Source organism: Hydrogenophaga sp. UC242_50 (assembly GCF_042697355.1).
In the GTDB taxonomy this organism is placed as follows: domain Bacteria; phylum Pseudomonadota; class Gammaproteobacteria; order Burkholderiales; family Burkholderiaceae_C; genus Hydrogenophaga.
The window spans coordinates 1,202,179-1,226,013 of the sequence record NZ_CP170553.1 but is presented as its reverse complement, the minus strand read 5'-3'; the positions used below and the strand labels follow the sequence as shown (position 1 = coordinate 1,226,013).

At 71.4% G+C, this 23,835-nt stretch carries 19 protein-coding genes and 2 pseudogenes; 16 read left to right on the top strand and 5 right to left on the bottom strand.

From position 1 onward, the window contains the following. The first annotated feature begins 13 nt into the window (after window positions 1-13). From ACFJGX_RS06225 to ACFJGX_RS06155, 15 genes are all read left to right on the top strand, one after another. The gene (locus ACFJGX_RS06225) at window positions 14-1,357 is read left to right on the top strand and encodes a lipopolysaccharide biosynthesis protein (protein WP_382328022.1); all 1,344 of its coding nucleotides are present in this window, start codon (window positions 14-16) and stop codon (window positions 1,355-1,357) included. Next, the gene (locus tag ACFJGX_RS06220) at window positions 1,354-2,955 is read left to right on the top strand and encodes a GMC oxidoreductase (RefSeq protein WP_382322283.1); all 1,602 of its coding nucleotides are present in this window, start codon (window positions 1,354-1,356) and stop codon (window positions 2,953-2,955) included. The genes ACFJGX_RS06225 and ACFJGX_RS06220 overlap by 4 nt, the downstream gene beginning before the upstream one ends. Continuing rightward, window positions 2,952-3,887 (top strand): aldo/keto reductase, encoded by a 936-nt coding sequence (locus ACFJGX_RS06215; RefSeq protein WP_382153030.1) that lies wholly within the window; start codon window positions 2,952-2,954, stop codon window positions 3,885-3,887. Before ACFJGX_RS06220 ends, ACFJGX_RS06215 begins: the two co-directional genes overlap by 4 nt. After that, the gene (locus tag ACFJGX_RS06210) at window positions 3,884-5,149 is read left to right on the top strand and encodes an O-antigen ligase family protein (RefSeq protein ID WP_382322284.1); all 1,266 of its coding nucleotides are present in this window, start codon (window positions 3,884-3,886) and stop codon (window positions 5,147-5,149) included. Before ACFJGX_RS06215 ends, ACFJGX_RS06210 begins: the two co-directional genes overlap by 4 nt. Then, window positions 5,146-6,258, top strand: a complete 1,113-nt coding sequence (locus tag ACFJGX_RS06205; RefSeq protein ID WP_382322285.1) for a glycosyltransferase — start codon at window positions 5,146-5,148, stop codon at window positions 6,256-6,258. Before ACFJGX_RS06210 ends, ACFJGX_RS06205 begins: the two co-directional genes overlap by 4 nt. After that, window positions 6,255-7,409, top strand: coding sequence for a polysaccharide pyruvyl transferase family protein (locus tag ACFJGX_RS06200; RefSeq protein ID WP_382328020.1), 1,155 nt, complete (start codon window positions 6,255-6,257; stop codon window positions 7,407-7,409). Before ACFJGX_RS06205 ends, ACFJGX_RS06200 begins: the two co-directional genes overlap by 4 nt. Further along, on the top strand, window positions 7,406-7,978 hold the full coding sequence (locus tag ACFJGX_RS06195) for a putative colanic acid biosynthesis acetyltransferase (protein ID WP_382153018.1): 573 nt from the start codon (window positions 7,406-7,408) through the stop codon (window positions 7,976-7,978). The genes ACFJGX_RS06200 and ACFJGX_RS06195 overlap by 4 nt, the downstream gene beginning before the upstream one ends. Then, a complete protein-coding gene (locus ACFJGX_RS06190; protein WP_382328018.1) occupies window positions 7,971-8,927 on the top strand; it encodes a nitroreductase family protein in 957 nt (318 codons plus the stop codon). Before ACFJGX_RS06195 ends, ACFJGX_RS06190 begins: the two co-directional genes overlap by 8 nt. Before the next feature lie 12 nt (window positions 8,928-8,939). Then, complete coding sequence (locus ACFJGX_RS06185; protein ID WP_382322288.1) at window positions 8,940-9,914, top strand: glycosyltransferase family 2 protein; 975 nt, start codon at window positions 8,940-8,942, stop codon at window positions 9,912-9,914. Between the two features lie 11 nt (window positions 9,915-9,925). Further along, window positions 9,926-10,324: a hypothetical protein gene (locus ACFJGX_RS06180; RefSeq protein ID WP_382328016.1), complete on the top strand. Its 399-nt coding sequence runs from the start codon at window positions 9,926-9,928 to the stop codon at window positions 10,322-10,324. Beyond that, the gene (locus ACFJGX_RS06175) at window positions 10,233-10,793 is read left to right on the top strand and encodes a hypothetical protein (protein WP_382322290.1); all 561 of its coding nucleotides are present in this window, start codon (window positions 10,233-10,235) and stop codon (window positions 10,791-10,793) included. Before ACFJGX_RS06180 ends, ACFJGX_RS06175 begins: the two co-directional genes overlap by 92 nt. Beyond that, on the top strand, window positions 10,790-12,052 hold the full coding sequence (locus ACFJGX_RS06170) for a glycosyltransferase WbuB (protein WP_382322291.1): 1,263 nt from the start codon (window positions 10,790-10,792) through the stop codon (window positions 12,050-12,052). The genes ACFJGX_RS06175 and ACFJGX_RS06170 overlap by 4 nt, the downstream gene beginning before the upstream one ends. A gap of 309 nt (window positions 12,053-12,361) precedes the next feature. Beyond that, complete coding sequence (locus tag ACFJGX_RS06165) at window positions 12,362-12,796, top strand: polysaccharide biosynthesis/export family protein (RefSeq protein ID WP_382328616.1); 435 nt, start codon at window positions 12,362-12,364, stop codon at window positions 12,794-12,796. A 44-nt stretch (window positions 12,797-12,840) separates the two neighbouring features. Beyond that, a complete protein-coding gene (locus tag ACFJGX_RS06160) occupies window positions 12,841-15,201 on the top strand; it encodes a GumC family protein (RefSeq protein WP_382322293.1) in 2,361 nt (786 codons plus the stop codon). 1 nt (window position 15,202) lies between these two features. After that, window positions 15,203-15,670, top strand: coding sequence for a DnaJ family molecular chaperone (locus tag ACFJGX_RS06155; RefSeq protein WP_382153001.1), 468 nt, complete (start codon window positions 15,203-15,205; stop codon window positions 15,668-15,670). Here ACFJGX_RS06155 and ACFJGX_RS06150 read toward each other — a convergent pair. After that, window positions 15,610-16,878 (bottom strand): murein transglycosylase A, encoded by a 1,269-nt coding sequence (locus tag ACFJGX_RS06150; RefSeq protein WP_382322294.1) that lies wholly within the window; start codon window positions 16,876-16,878, stop codon window positions 15,610-15,612. The two genes, ACFJGX_RS06155 and ACFJGX_RS06150, sit on opposite strands and share 61 nt — an antisense overlap. On the opposite strand from ACFJGX_RS06150, the gene ACFJGX_RS06145 reads away from it, so the two are divergent. After that, on the top strand, window positions 16,811-16,963 hold the full coding sequence (locus ACFJGX_RS06145) for a hypothetical protein (protein WP_382152996.1): 153 nt from the start codon (window positions 16,811-16,813) through the stop codon (window positions 16,961-16,963). The two genes, ACFJGX_RS06150 and ACFJGX_RS06145, sit on opposite strands and share 68 nt — an antisense overlap. A 15-nt stretch (window positions 16,964-16,978) precedes the next feature. Here ACFJGX_RS06145 and ACFJGX_RS06140 read toward each other — a convergent pair whose 3' ends face one another. From ACFJGX_RS06140 to ACFJGX_RS06125, 4 genes and pseudogenes are all read right to left on the bottom strand, one after another. After that, window positions 16,979-17,608, bottom strand: coding sequence for a response regulator transcription factor (locus tag ACFJGX_RS06140; RefSeq protein ID WP_382152994.1), 630 nt, complete (start codon window positions 17,606-17,608; stop codon window positions 16,979-16,981). Beyond that, a pseudogene (locus tag ACFJGX_RS06135) lies at window positions 17,605-19,699 on the bottom strand (nitrogen regulation protein NR(II)). Before ACFJGX_RS06135 ends, ACFJGX_RS06140 begins: the two are co-directional and overlap by 4 nt. A gap of 11 nt (window positions 19,700-19,710) precedes the next feature. Beyond that, a pseudogene (locus ACFJGX_RS06130) lies at window positions 19,711-20,518 on the bottom strand (carbon-nitrogen hydrolase family protein). A 29-nt stretch (window positions 20,519-20,547) separates the two neighbouring features. Further along, complete coding sequence (locus ACFJGX_RS06125; RefSeq protein ID WP_382322296.1) at window positions 20,548-23,691, bottom strand: YhdP family protein; 3,144 nt, start codon at window positions 23,689-23,691, stop codon at window positions 20,548-20,550. Window positions 23,692-23,835: the final 144 nt, after the last annotated feature.

Here is a 23,835-nt window from a genome sequence, read left to right as displayed (position 1 = left end):
GGTGCCGATCCCCATGTCCGCCCCCTTGCGCACCGCCCCCACCCGCCGCGCGTCCATCGCGCGCCGCATGGCCTCGGGCGCGGGCGCCTACGGTTATGCGCAGGCGGTGAGCATCGGCACGCAACTGGTGGCCTTGCCGGTCTTCCTCCACCATTGGGACATCGCCACCTACGGCTACTGGCTGGCCCTGACGGCACTGCCCTTCTACCTGTCGATGGCCGACGCCGGCATCTCCACCGCCTCGTGCAACCGGATGATCGGTCTCATCACGCAGGGCCAGAAGGCGCGCGCGGCCGGGGTGTTCCAGAGCGCCGTGGCCTTTCTGCTGAGCGTCTCGCTGCTGGCCCTGCTCGCGGTGGGCGCCGCGCTGCTGCTGTTGCCCGACACCACCTTGCAGGCGCCGCAGTGGAAGGCCGTGCTCATGCTGCTGTCCCTCAGCGTGGTGCTCAGCCTGTTCTGCAGCCTGGCCGAGGTGGTCTACAAGGCCACCGGCGGCTACGCGGCGGGCACCTACCTCGTCACCACCGGGCGCCTGGTCGAATGGGCCGGTGGCCTGGCCGGTCTGGTGCTCACGCAGACCTTCATCGGCGTCGCCAGCTCGGCCCTGCTGGCCCGGCTGGGCTACACGGCGCTGAGCATCGGCCTGAGCCAGCGGCGCACCGATTTCCTGCGCTGGGGCGTGGCGCGCGCCAGCTGGGCCGACGTGCGACAGACCGCCGCGCCGGGTGCGCTGTTCTTCTCGATCTCGATGACCAACGCGCTCAGCCTGCAAGGTTTCACCCTGCTGGTGGCGGCCACGCTGGGCCCCGCCGCCACCGCCGTGTTCAACACCTACCGCACCGTCGCCCGGGTCGTGGTGCAGGTCACCAACGCGCTGAGCAACCCGCTCTGGCCAGAGCTCACCGCCCTCAAAGGCCAGCAGGACGACCACGCCTTCTGGAAGCTCTACCGCCGGGCCAAGCACCTGGGCCTGCTCATCGCCGCCGCGGGCGCGCTGCTGGTGTACCTGGTGTCGCCCTGGCTGCTCGAGGTCTGGACGCACGGCCAGATTCCCTTCACCGCCACCAGCATGGCGCTGTTCCTGCTCTACGCCGCCGTGTGCTCGGCCACCCAGGTCCCGCGCGTCGTGCTCATGTCCATCAACCGCCATGCCGGCCTGGCCGCGCAGAGCCTGATGGCCGCCGTGGTCTCGCTGGTGGTGGCCTGGCTGGTCTGGCGCAGCGCCGGCATGACGGGCGTGGTGGCCGCCATGGTGCTGGGCGAGGCCCTGGTCTGGCTCACCGCCACACGCGCCGTGCGCCGCCTGCACCGCCAGCACCGGCTTCAGGGCCCGCCGGCCACAGGGGTCGCCGCATGATCATCGACCTGAACCACGCCCCGCCACCGGAGACCGCGCAGGACGTCGTCATCGTCGGCGGCGGCACGGTGGCCCTGTTGCTGGCCGTGCTGCTCGAGCGCCAGGGCCAGCGCGTGACGGTGCTGGAGAGCGGCGGCGGCGGTTTCGAAACGCCGGCCCAGGCGCTCAACGACGCCACCGTCGTCGGTCGGGCCCACAGCGGCATCGCCGTGGCGCGCGGGCGCGCGCTGGGCGGCACCTCCAACCTCTGGGGCGGCCAGCTCACCGGCTTCGTGCCCTCGGATTTCGAGGCCCGCGCCGGTGTGTCGGACGCGCCCTGGCCCATCACCTACGAGGAACTGCTGCCCTGGTACGAGGCCGTGGCCAAGGAACTGCGGCTGGCCGACGCGCTCGACGAGCACACGCCCCAGGCGCGCAAGCTCTTCGGCGGCGGCTACCCCGACATTCCCGGGTTCACGCTGTTCCTCACGCGCTGGCTCAAGGAGCCCGCCATGGCGCGCCACTTCCGCGAGCGCCTGCAGAACGCGCCCAAGCTCACGGTGCTGCTGCACGCCCACGCCACGGGCCTGGACCTGTCGCCCGACGGCGAGCGCGTCAGCACGGTCCGCGTGGCGCGGCCCGACGGCAGCCTCACCGCCATCGCCGGCCAGCGCGTGGTGCTGGCCAACGGCACCATCGAGATCGCCCGCCTGCTGCTGGCCAGCGCTGCCGAGCAGCCCCAGGCTCCCTGGGTCGGCAACCCCTGGGTGGGCGCCGGCTTCCAGGACCACCTGGAAATGCGCGGCGGGCGCGTGCACCCGCTGGACAAGCCGCGCTTCCTGCGCACCTTCCAGAACATCGTGCTCGGCGGCCACAAGTACCAGCCCAAGCTGCGGCTGGCCAGCGCCAGCGCCGGCGCGGGCGCCCTCGCCGCCGACCCGGCGCTGCAGGTCACCGGCTATTTCGCGTTCGAGTCCAGCATCGCCGAGCACCTGCAGCACCTGAAGGTGATGGCCAGGTCGCTGCGGCGCGGCGCGCTGCCGCGCCAGGGCCTGGGCGAGCTGTTGCGCCACCTGCGCGGCATGGGCAGCGCCTGGCTGCCGATGGTCGTGCAGTACCTGCGGCACCACCGCATCCACAACCCGGCCGACCGCGGCGTCTGGCTCGTCATGCACGCCGAGCAGCTGCCGCGCCACGACAGCCGCATCACCCTCGACCCGCAGCGCAAGGACCGCTTCGGCATGCCGCTGGCCAAGCTGGACTGGCGCATCGGCGGCCAGCCCGAGCTGCGCGCCATGGCCGGCTTCATGCGCCGCATCGGCGACAGCCTGCAGGCGGCCGGGCTGGCGCGGGTGGAGATCGACGCGCTGCTCGCCAACGAGGACGCGCGCGCGCTGGACCAGGCCACCGACACCTACCACCAGTGCGGCGGCGCCCGCATGGGCCACCACGCGCGCGACGGCGTGGTCGACCGCGGGCTGCGCGTGTTCGGCACGGACAACCTCTACGTCGCCGGGGCCGCGGTGTTCCGCACCTCCAGCTACGCCAATCCCACCTTCACCGCCATGGCGCTCACGGCCCGGCTGGCCGAGCAGCTGCGCCCGGAGGTCCCTGTATGAACCTCACCGCCAACGACCTGATGACCCAGCGGCTGGGCTTCGGCTGCGGCCGCCTCAACGGCGGCGCCGACAAGGCGACCTCGCTGCGCCTGATCCACGCCGCGCTGGACCAGGGCATCCGCCACTTCGACACCGCGCCGCCCTATGGGCTCGGCGCGTCCGAATCCGTGCTGGGCGAGGCCCTCAAGGGCCGGCAGGAGGACGTGACCGTGGTGACCAAGGCCGGGCTGGCCCGCCCCGCCTCGCCCGGCCTGATGCAGAAGGCCCGGGCCGTGGTCAAGCCGCTGGCCCGCTGGGTGCCCGGCCTGCGCCAGGCCGTGCTCAAGGGCATGGCCCGGCGCGCCCCCGCCGGCAACTTCGACACCGGGTTCATCGCCCAGTCCTTCGAGGCCAGCCTGAGGCAGCTGCAGCGCGAGCGCGTGGACTGCCTGCTGCTGCACGAGGCGCAGCCGCACCACACGCTGGCCCCCTTGCGGGAGCTGCTCGATCGCTACGTCGCCCAGGGGCAGCTCGGTGCCTACGGCAGCTCCACCGGCGAACCGATGAACCAGCTCGTGCGCTTCGGCGCCGTGTCGCAATACCGCAGCCCGGCCCCGGGCGCCGAGTGGACACCGGTGGCCGCGGACGACGTGCTGCACGGCGCCCTGCGCTTCGTGGCGCCGGCCATCGGGCCCGCGATGGCGCGCGACCCCCAGCTCAAGGCCCGGCTGGCCAGCCTGCTGCCCGAGGGCACCGACCCGGCCAGTGCCACCGGATCGCTCGCCCTGGCCTATGCGCTGGCCCGCTTCGAGAGCCGGCTGCTCATCTCCACGCACCAGCCGCAGCGCCTGACCCGCACCGTCGACGAACTGCGGCACATCACGGCCTCGCCCGAATGGCTGCCCGCCATGTCGGCCCTGCACTGCGCCTTCAAGCGGGCGCCCGCGCCATGAACCCGCTGCTGCGCCTGCTCTCGCTGTGGCTGCTCGGCCTGGCCGTCTACCTGGGCGGCTGGTACGTGGAAGGCCCGGCGTTCCAGGCCGTGCAGATGGGCTCGGTCGCGCTGTTCATCGGCGCCGGTTTCCTGGCCCTGCTGGCGGGGGACACGCGCCGCATCGAGCTCAGCACCGCCGAGTACATCGTGGGCGGCGCTTTCCTGTTCGCCATGCTGGTGGCCTTCGCGCGCGAGAACACGATGTCGGTCGCTTACGGCGCCATGTTCCTGATGGTGCTGGTCTCGGCCGCGGTGCTGGCGCGCCAGCCCTGGGGGCCCAGCGTCGACCAGGTGTTCCGGCGCGTCTACATCGCCCTGATCGCCTCCGTGCTGGTGGTCCAGCCGGCCGACTACCTGACCTCGGTGGTGGGCACGGTCGAGCGCAGCGTGGGGCTGGTGCGCTTCACGCCGCTGGGCATGCACCCCAACCTCGCCGGCCTGGTGTACGGTGGGGGCAGCCTGCTGTTCTTCCAGCACTTCCTCGGCAGCACGCGCGCCCACCAGAAGCTGTTCGCGCTGGCGATGTCCGGGCTGTGCCTGAGCATGGTGCTGGCCGCGTCCGCGCGGGCCAGCCTGCTGGCCCTGGGGGTCACGGGCGCCGTCGCCGTGCTGCTCATCGCCTGGCGCGGCTCCCGCCGCGCGCGCACCGCCCTGGGCCTCGCGGCCGTCGGCGCGCTGGCCCTCGGCCTGGCCAAGGCGGGCGCCATCGCCGGCTACCTGAGCACCATCCTGGACCTGGACTCGCCCACGCGCGGCACGGCCTCGGGCGCGACGGGCCGCGAAGACCTGTGGCGCGACGGCATCGAGCTCGTGTTCTCCGACCCGGTGCTGTTCTTCACCGGCCGGGGCGTGCGCGCCGCCGGCCCCGAGGTGATCGGCTTTCCGGTGGAGAGCTCCTACATCAACCTCGCGCTCGAACACGGCGTGGTGCTGGGCGGGCTGATCGCCCTGACCTTCCTGTTCACCGCATGGCGCGCCCTGCGCCGCGGCTTCGACACCGGCGCGATGAACCCGGCCCTCTTCCTCAGCGGCTCGATGCTGTTGTTCGCGCTGGTGCAGTCGGTCTTCAACCGCTACCTGATCGCGGTCGGCAACCCCTTCTCGCTGCTGATCCTGTTGCTGCTCCTGCAACTCAACCTCGGCCCGCCCCGGCTTCGCGCCGCGGCCCTTCCTCCATCGCCAGGCCCCGTCCTGCGCCACCCCGCGGGATTCTCACCATGACCTACGTCTTCTGGCATTCCTACCTCATGTTCCACCAGGCCGCGTACATCCGTGCCCTGGCCGAGCTGCCCGGCAACACCGTGCACTGGTGCGTGACGCAGGACCTGCCCGCCTACTACCGCGACCGCGGCTACCCGGTGCCCGACACCGGCCAGGTCCAGGTGCACCGGGCGCCCACGCCGGCCCAGACCGCCGAGCTCGCTTCGTTGCCCGGCTCGGTGCAGGTGTTCTTCGGCCTGCGCGGTTTCGCGCTGCCGCTGGCCGCCTTCCAGGCCAGCCTGGGCGCGCCGGTGCACCGCTTCCTGATGACGGAGAACCGCTACGAGCCGGGCGCGCGCCTGCTGCCTCGCTGGCTGGCCTACACCTGGGACGCGCTGCGCTACCGCCGCCACCTCAGCGGCGTGTTCTGCATCGGCCACTCGGGCCGCTACGGCGGCGCGCGCTTCTTCTCCGCCTGCGGCTACCCCCGCGAGCGCATCGTGCCCTTCGTGCACGTGGTGGACTGCACGCCGGTGCGGCACGCGCCGGTGCGGCGCGGGCACAAGGAGATCCTCTACGCGGGCCAGCTGATTCCGCGCAAGCGGATCGATGTGCTGCTGCAGGCGTTCAGCCAGCTCGCCGTGCCCTCGGCCCACCTGCGCATCATCGGGCAGGGCCAGGAGGCCGCGAACCTCCAGCAGCTCGCCCATGAACTCGGCATCGCCGAGCGGGTGGATTTCTCGCCGGCCCTGCCCAACGCCGAGACCGTCGCGGCCATGGCCGCCGCCGACGTGCTGGTGCTGCCCAGCCGCTTCGACGGCTGGGGCGCGGTGGTCAACGAGGCCTTGATGGTGGGCACGCCGGTGATCTGCAGCAACCGCTGCGGGGCCAGCGACGTGATCGAGAACGGGCGCAACGGCTACGTGTTCGAGGCCGGCAACGCCCGCTCGCTGCGCGAGCGCCTGCAAAGCATCTGCCAGGACTTCCACTGGAACCGCGCCGCGCTGGCGGCCGCCGAGTCCACCCGCCTGGGCGGTGCCGCGGTGGCCGCGCGCTTTCAGAAGAACGTCCTGCGCCTGCTGGCCGCCGAGCCGGCCAGCCTGGCCTGGAAACCGGAGGTGTCCCAATGAACATCGGCATTCTCACCTTCCATTTCAGCGACAACTACGGTGCCGCGCTGCAGGCCTATGCCCTGCGCCGCTGGTTGACGGAGCGGGGCCACCGCGCCAGCTTCATCGACTACCGGCCCGCGCACATCGAGCGCGGCGGGCGCCTCTGCGTGCCCACCTCGCCGGCCAAGCTCAAGGCCGACCTGAAGGTGGTCTACCTGGCGGTGTCCTCGTTCCTCCACCAGCACTTCGGCCACCGGGGCCAGCGGGAGAAGTTCGTGCGCTTCCGGGAACATTTCCTGGGCATCTCCACCGATGCCGCGCCCACGGACAACGGCGCCTCGCTCGCCGCGGCGCAGGCCTACGACCTGATCGTGGCGGGCAGCGACCAGATCTGGAGCCCGTCCCAGCATTTCGGTTTCGACCCGAACTACTTCCTGGCCTTCGCGCAGTCGTTCCGGGCCCGCAAGATTTCATACGCCGCGAGCTTCGGCCGCGACCGCGTGTCCCCGGACGAGGCCGCGCAGCTGCCCGAGCTGCTGCACCACTTCGACGCGATCTCGGTGCGCGAGGCCTCCGGCGCCACGCTGGTCGAGCGCACCACCGGGCAGCGCCCCGCCAACGTGCCCGACCCGACCCTGCTGCTCAACAGCTACGCGGAACTGACCGACCCGGCGCCCACCGCCGGCCCCGGCACCGAGCCCTACCTCTTCTGCTACGGGCTGCGCTCGCCCGACAACATCCGCCAGACCGCCGAGCTCGTGGCCAGCCAACTGAGCTGCCCCATCCTCTCGCCGCACAACCCGCACCGGCGCTGGGTCGAGATCGGCCAGACGGTCTATCCCGATCCGGCCGAGTGGGTGGCCCTGGTCAAGAACGCGCGTTTCGTCGTGACCAACTCGTTCCACGGCACCGTGTTCTCGCTGCTGTTCAAGAAGCCCTTCATCGTGGCCGGGCTGACCGGCGACAAGGCCGCCGCCAATGCCCGCGCCATCCACCTGCTGCGGGCCGTCGGTCTGGAAAACCGTTTCGCGGCGTCGTTCTCGGCGCAGCAGACCGAGGCCCTGATGCGCACGGCGATCGACTGGGCCGCCGTGGACCAGCGGCTGGCGGACCTGCGGCAGGCCGGCAACGAATTTCTGAACGGGCAACTGAAGGCGGTGGCGCCATGAACCCCATGAGCGACTTCGGCGCGCTGAGGTACCGCAACCGGTTCAGCTCCACGGACAAGCTGCGGCGCTGGGCCTGGGAGCTGGTGTGGCTGCTCGGGTTCCGGCCCACGCCGCGCTGGGCCCTGCACGGCTGGCGGCGCTTCCTGCTGCGCTCGTTCGGGGCCCAGGTCGGCACCGGTTGCCGCATCGCGCCCTCGTGCCGAGTCTGGGCGCCGTGGAACCTGAGCATGGGTGAGTTCTCGGCCCTCGGCGACGGCGTGGACTGCTACAGCATGGACCGCATCACCCTCGGCTCCAAGGTCGCGGTCAGCCAGCGCACCTTCCTGTGCGCCGGCTCGCACGACATCCGCTCCCTGTCCCGGCCCCTGATCACCGGCCCCATCACGATCGAAGACCACGTGTGGATCGCGGCCGAAAGTTTCGTGCACCCGAACGTGGTGATCCGGGAAGGCGCCGTCATCGGCGCGCGCTCGGTCGTGACCAAGGAGGTGCCGGCCTGGTCCGTCTGCGCCGGCCACCCGTGCCGCAAGCTCAAGGACCGCGTGGTGAGGGAGCGCCACCATGTTTGACAAGCTGCTCAAGGTGGCCGGCATCTTCAGCGAGGCCTTTCGCGACGCCGTGCTGTTCCTGCGCTTCAACTCGTACTCGCCCTTCGTGGACCCGTCCCGGCGCGCGTTCTACAAGATCCTCATCGAAGCCCACACGATCGAGAAGGGCCTGTCCCTGCCCAACCCGAAACCGCTGTTCGGCAAGGACAAGATCCGTTTCGTCATGAACGCGCTGTCGCGCTACGACATCCGGCACTCACCGATTCCCGCCCACATGTCGCTGGGCGCGCTGGACGCCTACGTGAACTTCCACGCCAAGGCGGGCCTGAGCGACCCCTTGCTCGACGAGATCTCGGGCTACCTGAAAGCCTGGGAAGCCAAGCTGCCCAGGCCCTGGAAGGGCGGCACGCGGGACTACTCCTTCCTGGGCCAGCCGCTGAACAACCTGCAGCAGCTGATGGCCAGCCGCTCGAGCATCCGCACGATGCGGTCCACGCCGCAGCACCCCGACCGCATCCTGGAGGCGATCGCGCTCGCGCAGCTCGCGCCCTCGCAATGCAACCGCCAGTCCTCGCGGGTCCATGCCTACCAGGACCCCGCCCTCATCCAGCAGCTGCTGGCGCTGCAGGGCGGCTCGCGCGGCTTTGCGGAAACGGTCGGCAACCTGTTCGTGGTGAGCTCGGAGATCTGCGCCTGGGGCGGGCCCGGGCAACGCAACCAGGCCTACGTCGACGGCGCGCTGTTCGCCATGTGCCTGATGTTCGCCTGCCGCTCCATGGGCTGGGGCGCCTGCCCGCTGAACCTGGCGATCGACCACAAGACCGAGGCCGCGATCCGCCGCACCGGCGGCATCCCGGCGGGCGAGCGGCTGATCATGATGATCGCCTTCGGCGAGCCGGTGGCGCCCGACACCAAGGTGGCTTTCTCGCCGCGCAGGCCCGCGGCGGAGATCGCCACCCTTCACGCCTGAGGAGCCCCCCCGATGAGCATCACCGCCGTCATCCTGACCTACAACGAAGCCCTCCACCTGGAGCGCGCCATCCGCTCCATCCAGGCGTCCACGGACCAGATCGTGGTGGTCGACTCCGGCTCCAGCGACGGCACCGCCGAGATCGCGCAACGGCTCGGGGCCGAGGTCCACACGCACGCCTTCGTCAACCAGGCCCGGCAGTTCCAGTGGGCGCTCGACACGCTCGACATCCGCGGCGAGTGGGTGCTGCGCCTGGACGCCGACGAGATCATCGAGCCCGACCTCGCGCGGGAGATCGGCGAAAAACTGCCGCGGCTGCCGGCCGAGGTGGTGGGCGTGAACCTCAAGCGCAAGCACATCTTCATGGACCGCTGGGTGCGCCACGGCGGGCGCTACCCGCTCGTGATGCTGCGGCTCTGGCGCCATGGCAAGGGCCGCGTGGAAGACCGCTGGATGGACGAGCACGTGGTGGTCTGGGGCGGGCGCACCGTCACCTTCGACGGCGGCTTCGCCGACCACAACCTGCACGACCTGAGCTACTTCACCGACAAGCACAACAAGTACGCCACGCGCGAGGCCATCGAGGTGCTCAACCAGCGGCTCGGCCTGTTCGCCCGCGACGAGGCGCTCAGCGCGCGCAGCGCCTCGTTCCAGGCCTCGTTCAAGCGATGGGTCAAGGAGCGTGTCTACAACCGCATCCCGTTCACCGTCAGCGCCACGCTGTATTTCCTGTACCGCTACATCGTCCAGCTCGGTTTTCTGGACGGCCGCAGCGGCCTGGTCTACCACTTCCTGCAGGGCTGTTGGTACCGCTTCCTGGTGGGCGCCAAGGTCATGGAGCTGGAACGGGCCGTGGCCCACCTGCACGACGACAAGGCCGCCATCTGCGCCGAATTGAGCCGACTGACCGGGCACAAGCTGGTGGCCCGAAGCGACACCGTGGCGCCCACCGACGTGCGCGACCCGCAGCTCGCCCCCCGACTTTGAAAAGGACCGGCATGCACACCCCCACCCCGTCCCAGTTCATCACCGCCCTGTGCCTGGCGTGGCCCGCCTGGGCGCACGCCAACGACGCGCTGATCTGCCAGGACGCCTCGACGCCGGAGGGCGCCACGCAGGTGGGCGCGCTGCAACCGCTGTTCCGCGATTGCCCCCGGGTCGACGACGTGGACTTCACGGGCCGGGCCGACGGGCGCAAGTACTACAACGGCCTGTACTTCACGCCGCCGAAAGACCGCAGCCTCTACGAGCAGGCCGACGATGGCGTGGTGCTGCAGCGCGGCGGCGTGATCGCCGACCGCGAAGATGAGCTCGCACCCCGGCCAGTTCCCCCTGCTGCGCGGCGACCGGCCGTTCTACATCGAGGCGCAGGTCGCGATCTCGTCCAACCACCGTGACAACTTCCCGGCCATCTGGCTGATGCCGATCGAGCACAACCTGCGCATGGAGGACGTGTACGAAGGCGATCCGAAAAGTTTCGAGCGCTGGTTCGAGCTGGACATCGACGAAGGCGGCTTCGGACCCGGCGGCCACCACACCGCGATTTCCTGGACCGGCATCTACCCCAACTACAAGAAGATCCAGAACCCCAACCCGACGTCGAAGGAACCGCTGGACCGCACCCAGCCCAACGTCTTCGGCGTCTCCTATTCCCCCGACACCCTCACCGTGCGCTGGTGGCTCAACGGCCGGCAGGTGCTGGAAGCGGGCCCACCCTACGTGCCCGAGATCGCCCGGCGGCAGAACTTCTACCTGATCGTCTCCGCGCAAAGCCACAAGAACGTCAGCCACTACCAGATGAAGTTCATGGGCGTGCGCGCCTTCGTGGGTGGCGCGGTGGCATCGAAAGCGAAAGGCCGGCCGTGAAGCTGCTCATCTACGGCATCAACTTCGCGCCCGAACTCACCGGCATCGGCAAGTACACCGGCGAGATGGCGCAGTGGCTGGCCGCCGCGGGGCACGAGGTGCGTGTGATCACCGCGCCGCCCTACTACCCGGCCTGGAAGGTGGGCGAGGGCCACAGCGCCCGGCGCTACCGCACCGAGTCGTGGCAGGGTGTTCGGGTGATGCGCGCGCCGCTGTGGGTGCCGCACCAGCCCGGCGGCCTCAAGCGCCTGCTGCACCTGGGCAGCTTCGCCCTGAGCAGCCTGCCGGTGCTGTGCGCGCAGTGGCGCTGGAAACCCGACGTGGTGTGGGTGGTGGAGCCGCCCCTGATGTGCGCACCCGCCGCGGTGGCCTTCGCGTCCCTGCGCGGCGCCAGCAGCTGGCTGCACATCCAGGACTACGAGGTGGACGCCGCGTTCGACCTGGGTCTGATCCAGGGCCCCACGCTGCGCCGCTGGGTCGAGCGCGCCGAGCGCTGGCTGATGCGCCGCTTCGACCGCGTCTCCACCATCTCGGGCCGCATGGTGGACCGCGCGCGGCGCAAGGGCGTGGCGGCCGAGCGGGTGCTGCACTTCCCGAACTGGGTCGACATCAGCGGCATCACGCCGCTGGCCGCGCCCAGCGCCTACCGCGCCGAGCTGGGCCTGGCGCCCGACGCCGTGGTGGCCCTCTACTCCGGCAACATGGGCAACAAGCAAGGCCTGGAGACCCTGGCCGAGGTGGCCCGCCTGCTGCAGGACGAGCCGCGCATCCAGCTGGTGCTGGGGGGCAACGGCTCCGGCCGGGCCGATCTGCAGGCGCGCTGCGCGGGCCTGCCCAACGTGCGCTTCCTGGACCTGCAACCGCTGGACCGCCTGAACGACTGGCTGGGCCTGGCCGACGTGCACCTGCTGCCCCAGCGCGCCGATGCCGCGGACCTGGTGATGCCGTCCAAGCTCACCGGCATGCTGGCCAGCGGCCGCGCCGTGCTCGCCACCGCGTTGCCCGGCACCGAGCTGTGCCGGGTGGTGGTGCAGGACGCCGCCTGCGGCCTCGTGGTACCGCCCGAGAACCCGGCCGCCCTGGCCGACGCGCTGCGCGCACTCGCGGCCGACCCGGTGCGCCGCGCCGAATGGGGCGCCAACGGCCGCCGCTACGCGGAGGCCGAGTTGAGCCAGGACGTGGTCCTGCGCCGCTTCGAAATGCAATTGCTGGCCTTGGGCCAGAAAGGGGAAACGCTATGCGCCACCAGCTCTTCATGACCCTCCGGCCCTGGGTGTTCTGGGCCACCGGGATGCTGATCCTGGCCGCGGCCGGGCCGCTGCAGGCCCAGACCCAGACGCCCGTGGCGGCGGACGCCGCGAAGGCGCAGGCCGTGCCGGCCAGCGCGCCGCTGGACCCCAACGGGGCCACCCTCGGGCCCACGCCCTCACCCGCCGAGGGCGTGGACGCGAACTACCGCATCTCGCCCAACGACCTGATGGCCTTCGACGTGTTCGGCGTGCCCGACATGAAGCGCGATGTGCGCGTGAACGCCTCGGGCGAGGTTTCGCTGCCGCTCATTGCGCCAGGTGCCGGTGGCCGGGCTCACGGCGCAGGCCGCGGAGCGGCTGATCGCCCAGCGCTACCAGGAGAAGTACCTGCAGGACCCGCAGGTCTCGCTCTTCATCAAGGAGTTCACCACGCAGCGCGTCGCCATCGAAGGCGCGGTGATCCGGCCGGGCATCTACCCGGTGACGGGCCAGCTCACCTTGCTGCGCGCCCTGGCCTTGTCGGGCGGCTTCGCGCCCTACGCCGACATCAACCAGATCGTCGTCTACCGCCACGGCAGCAGCGGCGCGCGCGAACAGTTCACCTACGACCTCGACAAGGTGCGCGCGGGCCAGGAGAAGGACCCGAACATCCGCTCGGACGACGTGATCGTGGTCCAGCGCAACGCCCGGCGCACCGCGCTGAGGGATTCGCTCTTCAGCGACATCCTGAGCACGCTCAACCCTTTCAAGTGACGGGAGATCCGCCATGCGCAGCCGACCAACACCCCCTGCCCTTCGTGCCCGACCCGAGGGACGCGCTGGGCCCGCACCGCGAGGCCGCGCCGTCCGAGCGGGCGCGCTCCCGCGGCGAAGCCATCGCGCTGACCGAGGACCGCATCGACCTGCGGACCCTCTACCGCGCGCTGGTGCGGCGCAAAGGGACCATCCTGGGCATCGCCGTCCTGGGCACCCTGGCCGCCGGCGTGTACACGCTGAGCCTCACGCCGCAGTACGAGAGCTCGGCCATGCTGCAGATCGACCGCGCGGCGCAGAAGGTGGTGGGCTTCAACACCGAGGTCGAGGTGGAGGAGGGCCCGCTGTCCGATCAGCTGCAGCTGCGCACCCAGGTGGAGCTGCTCAAGAGCCGCAGCCTGGCCGAGCGCGTGATCGATGAAATGGGCCTGCACAAGCCGGGCGCCATGAGTTCACCGCCCTCACCGGACGTCGCCGAAGCCGCCGGGGTGGTGAGCGGCACCGGGCTGCTGGACCAGGCCGCGGCCCTGGCCCGCCAAGCGTGGAGCCAGCTGCACGCGCTGATCGCCCCGGTGCCGTCCAGCCCCGAGTCGTTCAGCCGGGCGGGCACGTTGGCGCAGTTCCAGCAGGCGGTCACCGTGGAGCCGGTGCGCAACTCGCGCCTGGTGCAGGTCAGCGTGCGCAACGCCGACCCGGATCTGGCCGCCGCCATCGCCAACACCATCGCCAAAGCCTTCATTGCCATGCACATCGAGCGCCGGCTGGACTCGTCGATCTACGCGCGCCAGTTCCTGGAGGAGCAGATCCGCCAGAGCAAGGCCAAGCTGGAAGCAAGCGAGCGCGTCATCAACGAGTACGCCAAGAAGAACCAGATCCTGAACCTGGGCGACAAGGGCAGCGCCACCACCCAGACCTTCGTGGACTTCTCCACCGCGCTGACCCAGGCGCAGCAGGAGCGCATCAAGGCCGAGACGCTGTACAACCAGGTCCGGCTCAACCCCGAGAGCGCGCCCCAGGCGGTGGTCAACGAGGCCATCCGCGCCTACAAGGAGCAGCGCGCCCGGCTCGAGGCCGACTACGCCAAGAACCGCAGCGTGTTCAAGCCGGACTACCCCGCCATGGTGCAGGCGCGCGCCCAGATCGCCGAGCTCGATGGCCGCATCAAGACCGAGGTGAACAACATCCTCTCCAGCATCCAGGGCCAGTACATGGCCGCCGTGAAGGCCGAAGAGCAGCTCAAGAACAAGGTGGCCGCCAGCCGCAGCGAGGTGCTCACCGTGCAGGACCGCAGCGTGGACATGAACCTGCTCAGCCGCGAGCTGGACACCAACCGGCAGGTGTACGACAGCCTGCTGCAGCGCCTGCGCGAGGTGAGCGTGACCGCGGGCATCACCACCAACAACGTGAGCATCGTCGATCAGGCGGCGGTGCCGCGCTTCCCGGCCTCGCCCAACCTGAAGATCAACATCGGGCTGGGCCTGGTGCTGGGCCTGTTCCTGGGCATGCTGGCCGCCCTGCTGCGCGAGCAGATGGACGACTCGGTCAAGAGCGCCAACGACATCGAGGGCTCTTACCAGCTGCCCCTGCTGGGCCTGATCCCGTTCACCCGGGGCCCCCGGGTGCGCCGCGAACCGGTGGCCCTGCTGGCGCACCGCGAGCCGCGCAGCACCTTCGCCGAGTCCTACCGCTCGGTGCGCACCGTGCTGCAGTTCGGTTCGCCCGACGGCCCGCCCCAGCGCTTCATGGTGACCAGCTGTGGCAACGGCGAGGGCAAGAGCACCACCGCGCTCGCGCTGGCCATCAACTTCGCCCAACTCGGCCAGAGGGTCCTGCTGATCGATGCCGACATGCGCAAGGGCGGGCTGCACAAGATGCTCAAGCTGTCCAACGAGCGCGGCCTGTCCAGCCTGCTGGAGGCCGACCGCGCGATCCAGGGCGTGATCCAGGAGACGGCGGTGGCGAACCTGGGGGTCATCACTGCGGGCCCCACGCCGCCCGACCCGGTGGAGCTGCTGATGGGGCCCCGGCTGGGCGCCCTGCTGGAGCAGGCGCAGGCCCTGGGCTACACGCAGGTCGTGATCGACGGGCCGCCGCTGCTGGGCCTGGCGGACGCGATCGTGCTGGGCAACCAGATCCCCAACATCGTGCTGGCGGTGAAGGCCGGCGGCACGCGCAAGGACAGCATGAAGGACGCGCTGCGCCGCCTGCGCACCGCCGGCCTCGCCCCCATGGGCGTGGTGCTCACGCACGCCCGCAACGAGTACAGCAACGACCACGCCTACGCGGCCTACTACGGCCACGGCGCCCCGCCCGCGCCCAAGCCGGCACCGGTGCGCAGCCCGGCCCCCGTCGCGTTGCCGCCGGGCACCCGCATCGAGCCCACGCTGGACCCATCCGCCGCCTGACATGACCCCGCCCGACGGGAGACGCCTGCTGCCGGCCCTGCTGGCCTTCGAGCGCGCGCCCGGCCGCTACCCCGTGGCGCTGCGCGAACCGCGCCCGCTGTTCGCGCACATCGACAGCGTGATGCGCCTGGCCGCCGGGCGCCCGGTGGAGGGCCTGCCGGCGGCCGCCGCCCACAACCCCGAGCTGCGCCGCGCGGCGCGCTTCTTCGTGCGCACGGTGATGCTGCGCCCGGGCTCGGACCCCTACACCCTGCTGGGCCTGACGCCGGACTTCGAGCCGGCGCAACTGCGCGAGCACTACCGGCTGATGATCCGCCTGACGCACCCGGACTTCGAAGCCGCGGGCGAACGCTGGCCCGCCGGCGCGGCCACGCGGATCAACCTGGCCAACGACCTGCTGTCACTGCGTCAGCGCGGCCACAAGGCCCACAGCTGCAGCGGCTGCTTGAGCGCGGCGGCCGTGAGATAGGCCTCGTCGCTCCAGCCGCCCCAGCCCATGAACAGGTCGGCGCGCACCGCGCCCACGATGGCGCCGCCCGTGTCCTGCGCCATCACCAGGCGCTGCGCGTTCATCGTCGGGCCCTGGGTGCGCAGCCATACCGGCGTGCCATAGGGAATGCTCTGCGGATCGACCGCGATCGAGCGCCCGGGCGTGAGCGGCACGTTCTGCGCACCGCGCGGGCCGAAGCGCGCGTCCAGCTCCGACAGCGCCTCTTCGCGGAAGAACACGGTGCGCGGGTTGCTCCACAGCATCTCGTTGAGGCGCTGCGGGTTCTGCAGGGCCCAGGCCTTGATGGCCGACCACGAGGCCTCGTTGATGGCGCGCTGGTCGAGCAGCCAGCGGCCCACGCTCTGGTACGGATGGCCGTTGTGCGCCGCGAAGGCCACCCGCACCTGGCGCGTGCGCCCGTCGGCCTCGGCGATGTTCAGGCGGCCCGAGCCCTGGATCTGCAGGATCAGCGCGTCGATGGGGTCGGCCAGCCAGGCCACGGCGCGCCCCTGCAGCGCGGCCTGCGCGGCGGGCAGCGTGTCGATCTCCTGGCGGCTGTGCCAGGGCTGGCCGGGCCGCAGCCCCGGCGGCGGGCCATAGAGCGGCACGCGGTAGGTGGCGGTGGGCACGCGGCTGGCGGCCATGATGGGCTCGTAGTAACCGGTGAGCAGGCCGGCCGGCAGGCTGCCATCGACCTCGGTGACGCGGTAGGGCAGGAAGCGGCGCATCACCCAGGCCTGCTGCTCGGCGGCGGTGGCGATGGAGAGCTGGCGCACTTCGGCGCACAGGCCCGCATGGCCCGCCACCGGCCGCTCGCAGCCGCGCACCCAGGCGTTCCACACCTCGTGCAGGCTGTCCTGCCCCCAGCCGGGCAGCTCGCTCCAGCGCACCGGCACCCAGCGGCTCTTGCCGCGCTGCATCGGGGCGGGCAGCACCGTGTCGTCGGGCGCCGCCACCACCGGGGGCACCCCGGTGACCGGAGGCGGCATGGGGGGATAGGTGCGGGGGTCGATCGCGCAGGACGCCAGGCTTCCTACAATCAGGGCGCTCCCGATCCAGCGCAGCGCCCTCTGGCCGCTGCCGTTCTTTCCACCCCTCGCAGAAACGCCATTCCTTCCCATGACCCTGTTGTTGCTTGAAGCGCTTGGCGCGCTGGTGTTGCTGGTGTTCATCGTGTGGTGGACCATGTTTTCGGGTCGCAAGAAAGGCGAGTTGCCCGAGGAAGCGGCGCCACGCGAGAAGGACGAAGCCCCGCCATCCCGGCGCGACTGAGGCGAACGCCGCCGCTCACGGCGGGCGCAGCACGTTCGCCAGTTCGACCGCGGACTTCACGCCCATCTTGTCGAACACGCGCGAGCGGTGCACCTCCACCGTGCGCACGCTGATGTTGAGCTGGTCGGCCACCAGCTTGTTGGGCAGGCCGGCGATCACCAGGTCCATCACGTCGCGCTCGCGATCGGTCAGGCTGTCCAGGCGCTGCTGCAGCTCGCGCTGGATGCGCTGCTGGGCCAGCACCTGCGCCGAGCGGTCCAGCGCCTGCTCGACGCGGTCGACCAGCGCGTTGTCCGAAAACGGTTTCTCGCAGAAGTCGAAGGCGCCGCGCTTGACGGCGTCGACCGCGGTGGGCACGTCGGCGTGGCCCGAGAGAAAGATCACCGGCACCGCAGCCTTCCAGGGCAGCTGCTGCATGCGCTCGAACAGCGTGAGCCCGCTCATGCCCGGCATGCGCACGTCGAGCACCACGCAGCACGGCGCCTCGGGCGCCTGGGTCCACACGGCGGCCTCGGCCTGGAAGGCCTCGGCATGGTCGTAGCCTTCGCTGAGCAGGCGGCGCGTGCGCAGCAGCCAGGCCAGCGCCTGGCGCACCTCGGCGTCGTCGTCGACGAGGTAGATCTTCGCGTCGGGATGCTGCGTCATGCGCCCGATGATAGAGGAGCGACCTGCACCGGCGCCGCGGGCAGGGTGAAGCGGAACACGGTGCCGCGCGGCTCGTTGGGCTCGTGGGTGAGCGCGCCGCCGTGCTGCTCGATCACGGTGCGGCACAGGCTCAGCCCCAGGCCCATGCCTTCGGCGCGGGTGGTGAAGAAGGGCGTGAACAGCTTGGCCTGCACCTCCTCGCTCAGCCCCAGGCCATGGTCGGTGACGGCGAAGGCGACCCAGGTCTTCTGCGGCAGGCCGCCCGGCGCGAGGCCCGAATGCAGGCGCGCCTGCCCCACCTCCAGGCGCAGCACGCGCAGGCTCATGCGCGAGGACGGATCGGTCAGCGGCATGGCCTGCATGCCGTTGCGCGCGAGGTTGAGCAGCACCTGTTCGACCATGGTGCGGTCGCACAGCACCGAGGGGCACTCGGGCGCGACCTGGATCTGCAGGCGGATGCCCTGCTTCTTGGCCTGCAGGCTCAGCAGCGGAAGGATGGCGTCGATCAGGCTCTTGGGCGTGACCGCCTCGCGCACCTGTTGGCGCCGCCGCACGAAGTCGGCCACGCTCTTGATGACGCGCGCCGCGCGCTCGGCCTGCTCGCCGATGCGCCGCACGGCCTGCATCAGGTCGGCCTGCACCGGGTCGGCCACCGCCGCGCCCGAGCCCTCGGGCTGCTCCAGCAGGTTGAGCGTGCCGCTGGCGTAGCTCGAGATCGCGGCCAGCGGCTGGTTGAGCTCATGGCTCAGCAGCGAGGCCATCTCGCCCATGGTGCGCCAGGCGCGCGGTGGCCTGCAGGCGCTCCTGCGAGGCGCGGTTGAGGTCTTCCACGCGGCGCTGCTCGGTCAGGTCCAGGATGGCGCTCATGAAACCGGTCTGCTTGCCCTGCGCATCGATCAGCGGCGCCTCGATGATGAGCACCGGGAAGCGCGTGCCGTCGGGCCGCTGGAACACCGACTCGTAGCCCTCGCGCGGCAGCACCTGCCCGGCCAGCCGCACCATCTGGCGCTGCTGGTACTCGTCCACCAGCTCGGGTGCGCACCAGGGCGCCGGCAGGCCGGTGCCGACGAGCTGTTCGGCCGTGAGGCCCACCATGTCGCAGAAGGCCGGGTTCACGTAGGTGATGCGGCCCTGCATGTCGCGCGCGCGCAGGCCGGTCACCAGCGAGTCTTCCATCGCCTTGCGGAACGCCAGGGATTTGGCGACCTCCATCTCGGCGCGCTGGCGGCGGCGGATGTCGCGCCCGAGCAGGAACAGCACCGACAGCAACGCCAGCGACAGCGCGCTGACCATGGCGGTGAGCACGTTGGGGAACAGGCCGCGCAACAGGCGCGGGCTCTGCAACTGCAGGATCAGCGTGTGGCCCGGCAGGTCGAGCACCTGGCGCGCGGTGAGGGTGCGGCGCGTGCCGGTGACGATGCTGTGCAGGGCCAGGCGCGTGCCGTCGGCCTCGTTGAAGGCCAGCCCCCGGCCGCGCAGCAGGTCGCGGTTGGTCAGCTCCGAGAGCAGGCCGGGCAGCGAATAGGTGCGCACCAGGAACCCATTGGGCAGGCCGGCGCGCGCCACCGGCAGGCACATCTCGATCAGTTCCAGGCCCTTGCCGTGGCGCAGCGGCCAGAAGTAGCTGCTCGAGTAGGCCGGCCCGGACAGCCGCCGCGCGTGGTCGCAGGCCAGGCGCACTTCGGGCAGGGCCTGGTCGCGGTCCAGGTAACCGAACAGCTCGGGGATGAAGGGCGTGTCGCGCGCGGCGGTCACCTGTTGCGCGTTGTCGCGCCATTCGAGCCGAACGATTTCCCGGTGCTGCGCCATCAGCTCGGCCGCCGGGAAGGCCCAGGAATCGGCCGTGGGCGCCACGCTGTGCAGCGACTGCAGGGTCTGCACGTTGCGCACCAGGCTGCTGCGGATGTCGCTCACGAGCGAGGCCGCGTCCTGCTCCAGCGCGGTCTGGTCGCGCGACTCTTCGTACTCCGCGGCCAGGAAGATCAGCACCCCCAGCAGCGTCACCACCAGCAGCAGCAGCGCCGCCCACAGGCGCCAGCGGAGCGAGCGAAGGCTTTCGCGCCACGCGCGGATGAAGTGCGGGCGCTCCATGGTCGACAGGGTCAGAGGCGGCGGTGCTGCAGCGAAGGCAGTTGTTCGCGCACGCTGCGCAGGCGCTCGATGTCCAGGTCGGCCAGCACCACGCCGGGGCCTTCGGCCTGCAGCGCCATCACCTCGCCCCAGGGGTCGATCACCATGCTGTGGCCCCAGGTGCGGCGGCCGTTCTCGTGCACGCCGCCCTGGGCGCTGGCGATCACGAAGGCCTGGTTCTCGATCGCGCGGGCGCGCAGCAGCACCTCCCAGTGCGAGCGGCCGGTGGTGTAGGTGAAGGCCGCCGGCACGAGCAGGATGTCGGCGGCGAGCATGCGGTAGAGCTCGCCAAAGCGCAGGTCGTAGCAGACGCTCTGGCCCACGCGCCAGTCCTGGCCTGCGTGGTCGCGGCACTCGAACACGGTGGGCGTGTCGCCCGCGACCAGCACCGTGGCCTCGTCGTAGTGCTCGGTGCCGTTGTCGTAGCGGAACAGGTGGATCTTGTCGTAGCGGCTGGTGCTCTCGCCGCGCGGGTCGTAGACCACCGAGGCGTTGGCCGCGTGGCTGGGGTCGTCGGTTGCGCATGGGCAACGTGCCGCCGACGATCCACATCTTGAGGTCGCGCGCGGCGTCGGAGAGGAAGTCCTGCACCTTGCCCAGGCCGGGCGTTTCGGCCAGCACCAGCTTGTCCTCGTCCCTGGCGCCCATGAAGCAGAAGTACTCGGGCAGCACCGCGAGCTCGGCCCCACCCGCGGCGGCCTGGCGCAGCAGGCGCAGGGCTTCGCTGAGGTTGACGTCCAGGCTGATGCCCGAAACCATCTGGATGGCGGCGACTTTCATGCGGTGTCCTTTCGGTGAAGCCTGACAGCTTACTGCAGCACGGGCGTGGGGTCGCGCGGTGCCGCGGCGGCCGGTGAAGCCCGCTCGACCTTGTCCACCTGCGGGTCGGCCCAGCTGCCGGTGATGCGGAACTCCTGCGTCGTCGCCGACTGCAGCGGCTGACGCAGCAGGAATTGCGCCAGGAAGGTGCCCAGGCCGATGGCCGGGTTGATGGCGGTGGCGATCAGCGAGGCGGTGCCGGCGTTGATCTCGGGCACCACCACCACCTTGAGGTCCTGCTGCTCGCGCGCGATGTCGGCGCTGCCTTCCATCAGCACGGCCGCGTTCACGCCCTTCATCTGCAGGTTGTTGGTGTGCAGCACGCCCCGCTCCAGGCGCGCGTCGCCGCGCACGAAGTCGAAGGCGAAGCCTTCGGAGAACACATCTCGGAAGTCGAGCACCAGGCGGCGCGGCAGGGCCTGCAGGCTGAGCACGCCCAGCAGGCGCCCGGCGCCGGGGTCGACCTTGAGGAACTGGCCGCGCTCGATGTCGGCGTGGATCTGGCCCGACAGGCTGGGGTAGTCGATCGCCAGCGGCGAGCCGATCCAGCCGATGTTGCCCTCGAGCCGCCCCTTGCCGCCGCGCACCAGGCCCTCGCGGCCGAAGCGGGTGAGCAGCTGGCCCGAGTCGTCGATGTCGAGCCGGAAATTGAGCGCGGTGCGGCGCTGGCCGGCCGCACCGGCCCCGGCGGCGACCCAGTTGCCGGTGGCGCTCAGGCGCGCCTCGGGCGAAGCGACGCGCAGCCGGGTCAGGCGCCATTCGCTGCCGCGCAGCGGCCCGCCGCGGTTGATGGCCTCGACCTCCACGCGCCCCAGGTTGCGGCCGGCGATGGTGAGCTCGTCCACCGCGATGTCCAGCGAGGGCACGCTGGTGGTGGGCTGCTCCAGCAGCTGTTCGACCTCGGTCGCCGCCGAGGGCTCCAGCTGCAGGCGCTTGAGGCGCGCGTACACATTGCCCGCCGTGCCCGGGCCCGACTGGCGCACCGACACGTAGCCGTTGAGCTCGTTGGCGTCGATGTTGGCCTGCCACTGCGCGCCTTCGCGCGAGCCCCCCAGCACCACGCGGTGGAATTGGCGCCCGCGCACCGTGAGGCGGTCGGCGCGCACCGCCAGCGTGGTGGGCAGGTAGGCCAGGCTGGCGTTCTGGTCGCTGACCGGGCCCACGCGCGGCAGCACCGTGGCGCCGGCCGTGGCCGCCGTGCGCACGTCCACCCCCGTGGTGGTGTTGAACGCGCGCTCCCAGGCATCGGTGTCGAGCTGCGCGAGCTGCACATGGGCGGCCACGCCCTCGGGCGGCAGGGACGCGGCGGTGTTGTCGCCCTCCACGCCGACCGCGATGGCGCCGCGCAGCACCCGCGGCTCGCCGCTGCCGAGTTCGCGCTCGTACTGCAGCGAGGCCACCGGCGCCAGCGAGGAGCCGAGCTGAATCGCCAGCCGGTCGGTGCGCGCGCTCTCACCCGCCACGTTGAGCACGTGGTTTTCGTAGCGCAGCGGCAGGCTGGCCTCGGCCGCCTTGTTCAAGGGCGCCGGCAGGTTCAGCGCCAGGCCCTGCAGGTTGCTCGTCACCTGCAGCTCGGGCACGCCCGCGCGAAAGCCGAGCTGGGCCGTGTAGGCCGTGCTGCCGCTGGCGTGCTGGAACAGGCGCGAGACAAAACCCAGCCCGGCCTCGCGCAGGCCGTCGGCGCTGGCCAGGCCCTGGCCCCGGAACTGCACCTGGGCCGCGCCCTTGGCATCGACCTGCATGCCGCCCTCGAAGCGCAGGTCGCCGCCGTACACCCGGGCCTGGGCCGCCTTGACCGAGAAACCGGTTTCGCTGAAGGCCAGGTTGCCGCTGGCGCGCCCGAGCAGGGGCGCATCGGGACTGATCTGCAGGTCGTTGCCGTCGAGCTTGACGGTGCCGCTGACCTTGGTGGCGTGGGGGTCGGCCAGCGGCAGCTGGAGCGCGAACCCCACTTGCGCTGCCCCGGCGCCGGTGCGGGCCCGCGCCAGCGCCTGGCCCGTCATGGCGTTGAGCGGCGAGCCCTGCACGAAGCCCAGTGCCTCGTTCGCCGGCCCCTGGGCCTGGGCGTTCACTTGCAACACACCGTCGTGGCCCAGGTGCTCGATGCCCACCTGTCCCTTGCTCAGGCGCACGCCGGGCGCGTTCGCCACGCCGCCTTCGAGCGCGCTGAGCTTGAGCGAGGCGCGATCGAGCAGCAGCTCGCCCGAGACACCGCGCAGCGCGGGCCAGGCCGCTTCGCCCGCTTTCTGCAGGTAGGCCGGGATGTAGTCGAAGTCCACGTTGCGCAGCGGCGCGCTGATGCGGAACTCGCCGCGCTCGCCGGGTTTCTCGAAGGGCACGTGATCGACCAGCCCCTGCACGCGGAACTCGACCCGGTTCGAGCTGCCGCCGCGCACCGCCTCGCGCACATAGTGGCGCGCATCGGCATTCACGGTGAGCGGCAGGTAGCGGTGCACGCGCGTGGCGTCGGCGCGGGTGAGCGTGGCGGTGAGGTCGAGCACGCCCGGAAAACGCGAGGCGGCCGAGCCGGCCGGCACCTCGCTGGTCTGCCAGCGCACCTGGGCCGTGCCCTCGGCATCGGCGTTGCTCAGGCGCACGTTGTCGAGCTGGGCTTCGATGCGCTCGCCCTGCACGCGCCAGGAAAAATCGACCTCCAGCTGATCGACCGGCACGCTGGGGTCTTCGAACACATCGGGCAGTTCCACGGTGCCGTCCGCCACGCTGATGTGCGCCCGGCCGCCCGCCTGGTTGAGGTCGAAGTCCACCGTGGCGCCCGAGATGCCGGGGCGACCGGGCAGCGGGAAACGCCCCGAGATGGACATGCGGCCGCTGGGTTCGCCCGCGACCGACAGGCCGCTGACCCGCCCCTTGGCCTGGTAGCTCGCCAGGTCCCAGCCCGACGGCGGCGCCGCGCCGGCCGCGCGCTGCCAGCGGGCCGAAAAGCCGTCCACCCGGCCCACCGGCCGCAGCTGCTCCAGCCGCTGGTGCGCTTCGGCCGGCAGGGGCAGGCGGCTGGCGAGGGCCGCGAGCGCGCCCAGCTCCAGCCGCTCGGCGCTGAGCTCGGTGCTCGCGCCCTGCTGCCCGGCCAGGGCGGCCGTGTGCTGCAGGCGCAGCCGGCCGCTGGGCCACTCCACGCCCTCGCGGGTGCGGAAGCGCAGGTCGTCGGTGGCGCATTGAAGCCCGCTTCGGACCACTGCGCGGCCAGCCGGCCCTGCAGTTCGTCGATCGCCAGGGCCGGCAGCTCGGGGCCGAGCTGGGCTTCCACGTCGCGCAACGCC

Coding starts and splice junctions, on each gene's coding strand:
- ACFJGX_RS06195 (WP_382153018.1), top strand. CDS start 7,406: ATGAACCCCATGAGCGACTTCGGCGCGCTGAGGTACCGCAACCGGTTC.
- ACFJGX_RS06140 (WP_382152994.1), bottom strand. CDS start 17,608: ATGACGCAGCATCCCGACGCGAAGATCTACCTCGTCGACGACGACGCC.
- ACFJGX_RS06225 (WP_382328022.1), top strand. CDS start 14: ATGTCCGCCCCCTTGCGCACCGCCCCCACCCGCCGCGCGTCCATCGCG.
- ACFJGX_RS06155 (WP_382153001.1), top strand. CDS start 15,203: ATGACCCCGCCCGACGGGAGACGCCTGCTGCCGGCCCTGCTGGCCTTC.
- ACFJGX_RS06175 (WP_382322290.1), top strand. CDS start 10,233: ATGAGCTCGCACCCCGGCCAGTTCCCCCTGCTGCGCGGCGACCGGCCG.
- ACFJGX_RS06215 (WP_382153030.1), top strand. CDS start 2,952: ATGAACCTCACCGCCAACGACCTGATGACCCAGCGGCTGGGCTTCGGC.
- ACFJGX_RS06145 (WP_382152996.1), top strand. CDS start 16,811: ATGACCCTGTTGTTGCTTGAAGCGCTTGGCGCGCTGGTGTTGCTGGTG.
- ACFJGX_RS06200 (WP_382328020.1), top strand. CDS start 6,255: ATGAACATCGGCATTCTCACCTTCCATTTCAGCGACAACTACGGTGCC.
- ACFJGX_RS06210 (WP_382322284.1), top strand. CDS start 3,884: ATGAACCCGCTGCTGCGCCTGCTCTCGCTGTGGCTGCTCGGCCTGGCC.
- ACFJGX_RS06150 (WP_382322294.1), bottom strand. CDS start 16,878: ATGGTCCACCACACGATGAACACCAGCAACACCAGCGCGCCAAGCGCT.
- ACFJGX_RS06190 (WP_382328018.1), top strand. CDS start 7,971: ATGTTTGACAAGCTGCTCAAGGTGGCCGGCATCTTCAGCGAGGCCTTT.
- ACFJGX_RS06205 (WP_382322285.1), top strand. CDS start 5,146: ATGACCTACGTCTTCTGGCATTCCTACCTCATGTTCCACCAGGCCGCG.
- ACFJGX_RS06180 (WP_382328016.1), top strand. CDS start 9,926: ATGCACACCCCCACCCCGTCCCAGTTCATCACCGCCCTGTGCCTGGCG.
- ACFJGX_RS06220 (WP_382322283.1), top strand. CDS start 1,354: ATGATCATCGACCTGAACCACGCCCCGCCACCGGAGACCGCGCAGGAC.
- ACFJGX_RS06185 (WP_382322288.1), top strand. CDS start 8,940: ATGAGCATCACCGCCGTCATCCTGACCTACAACGAAGCCCTCCACCTG.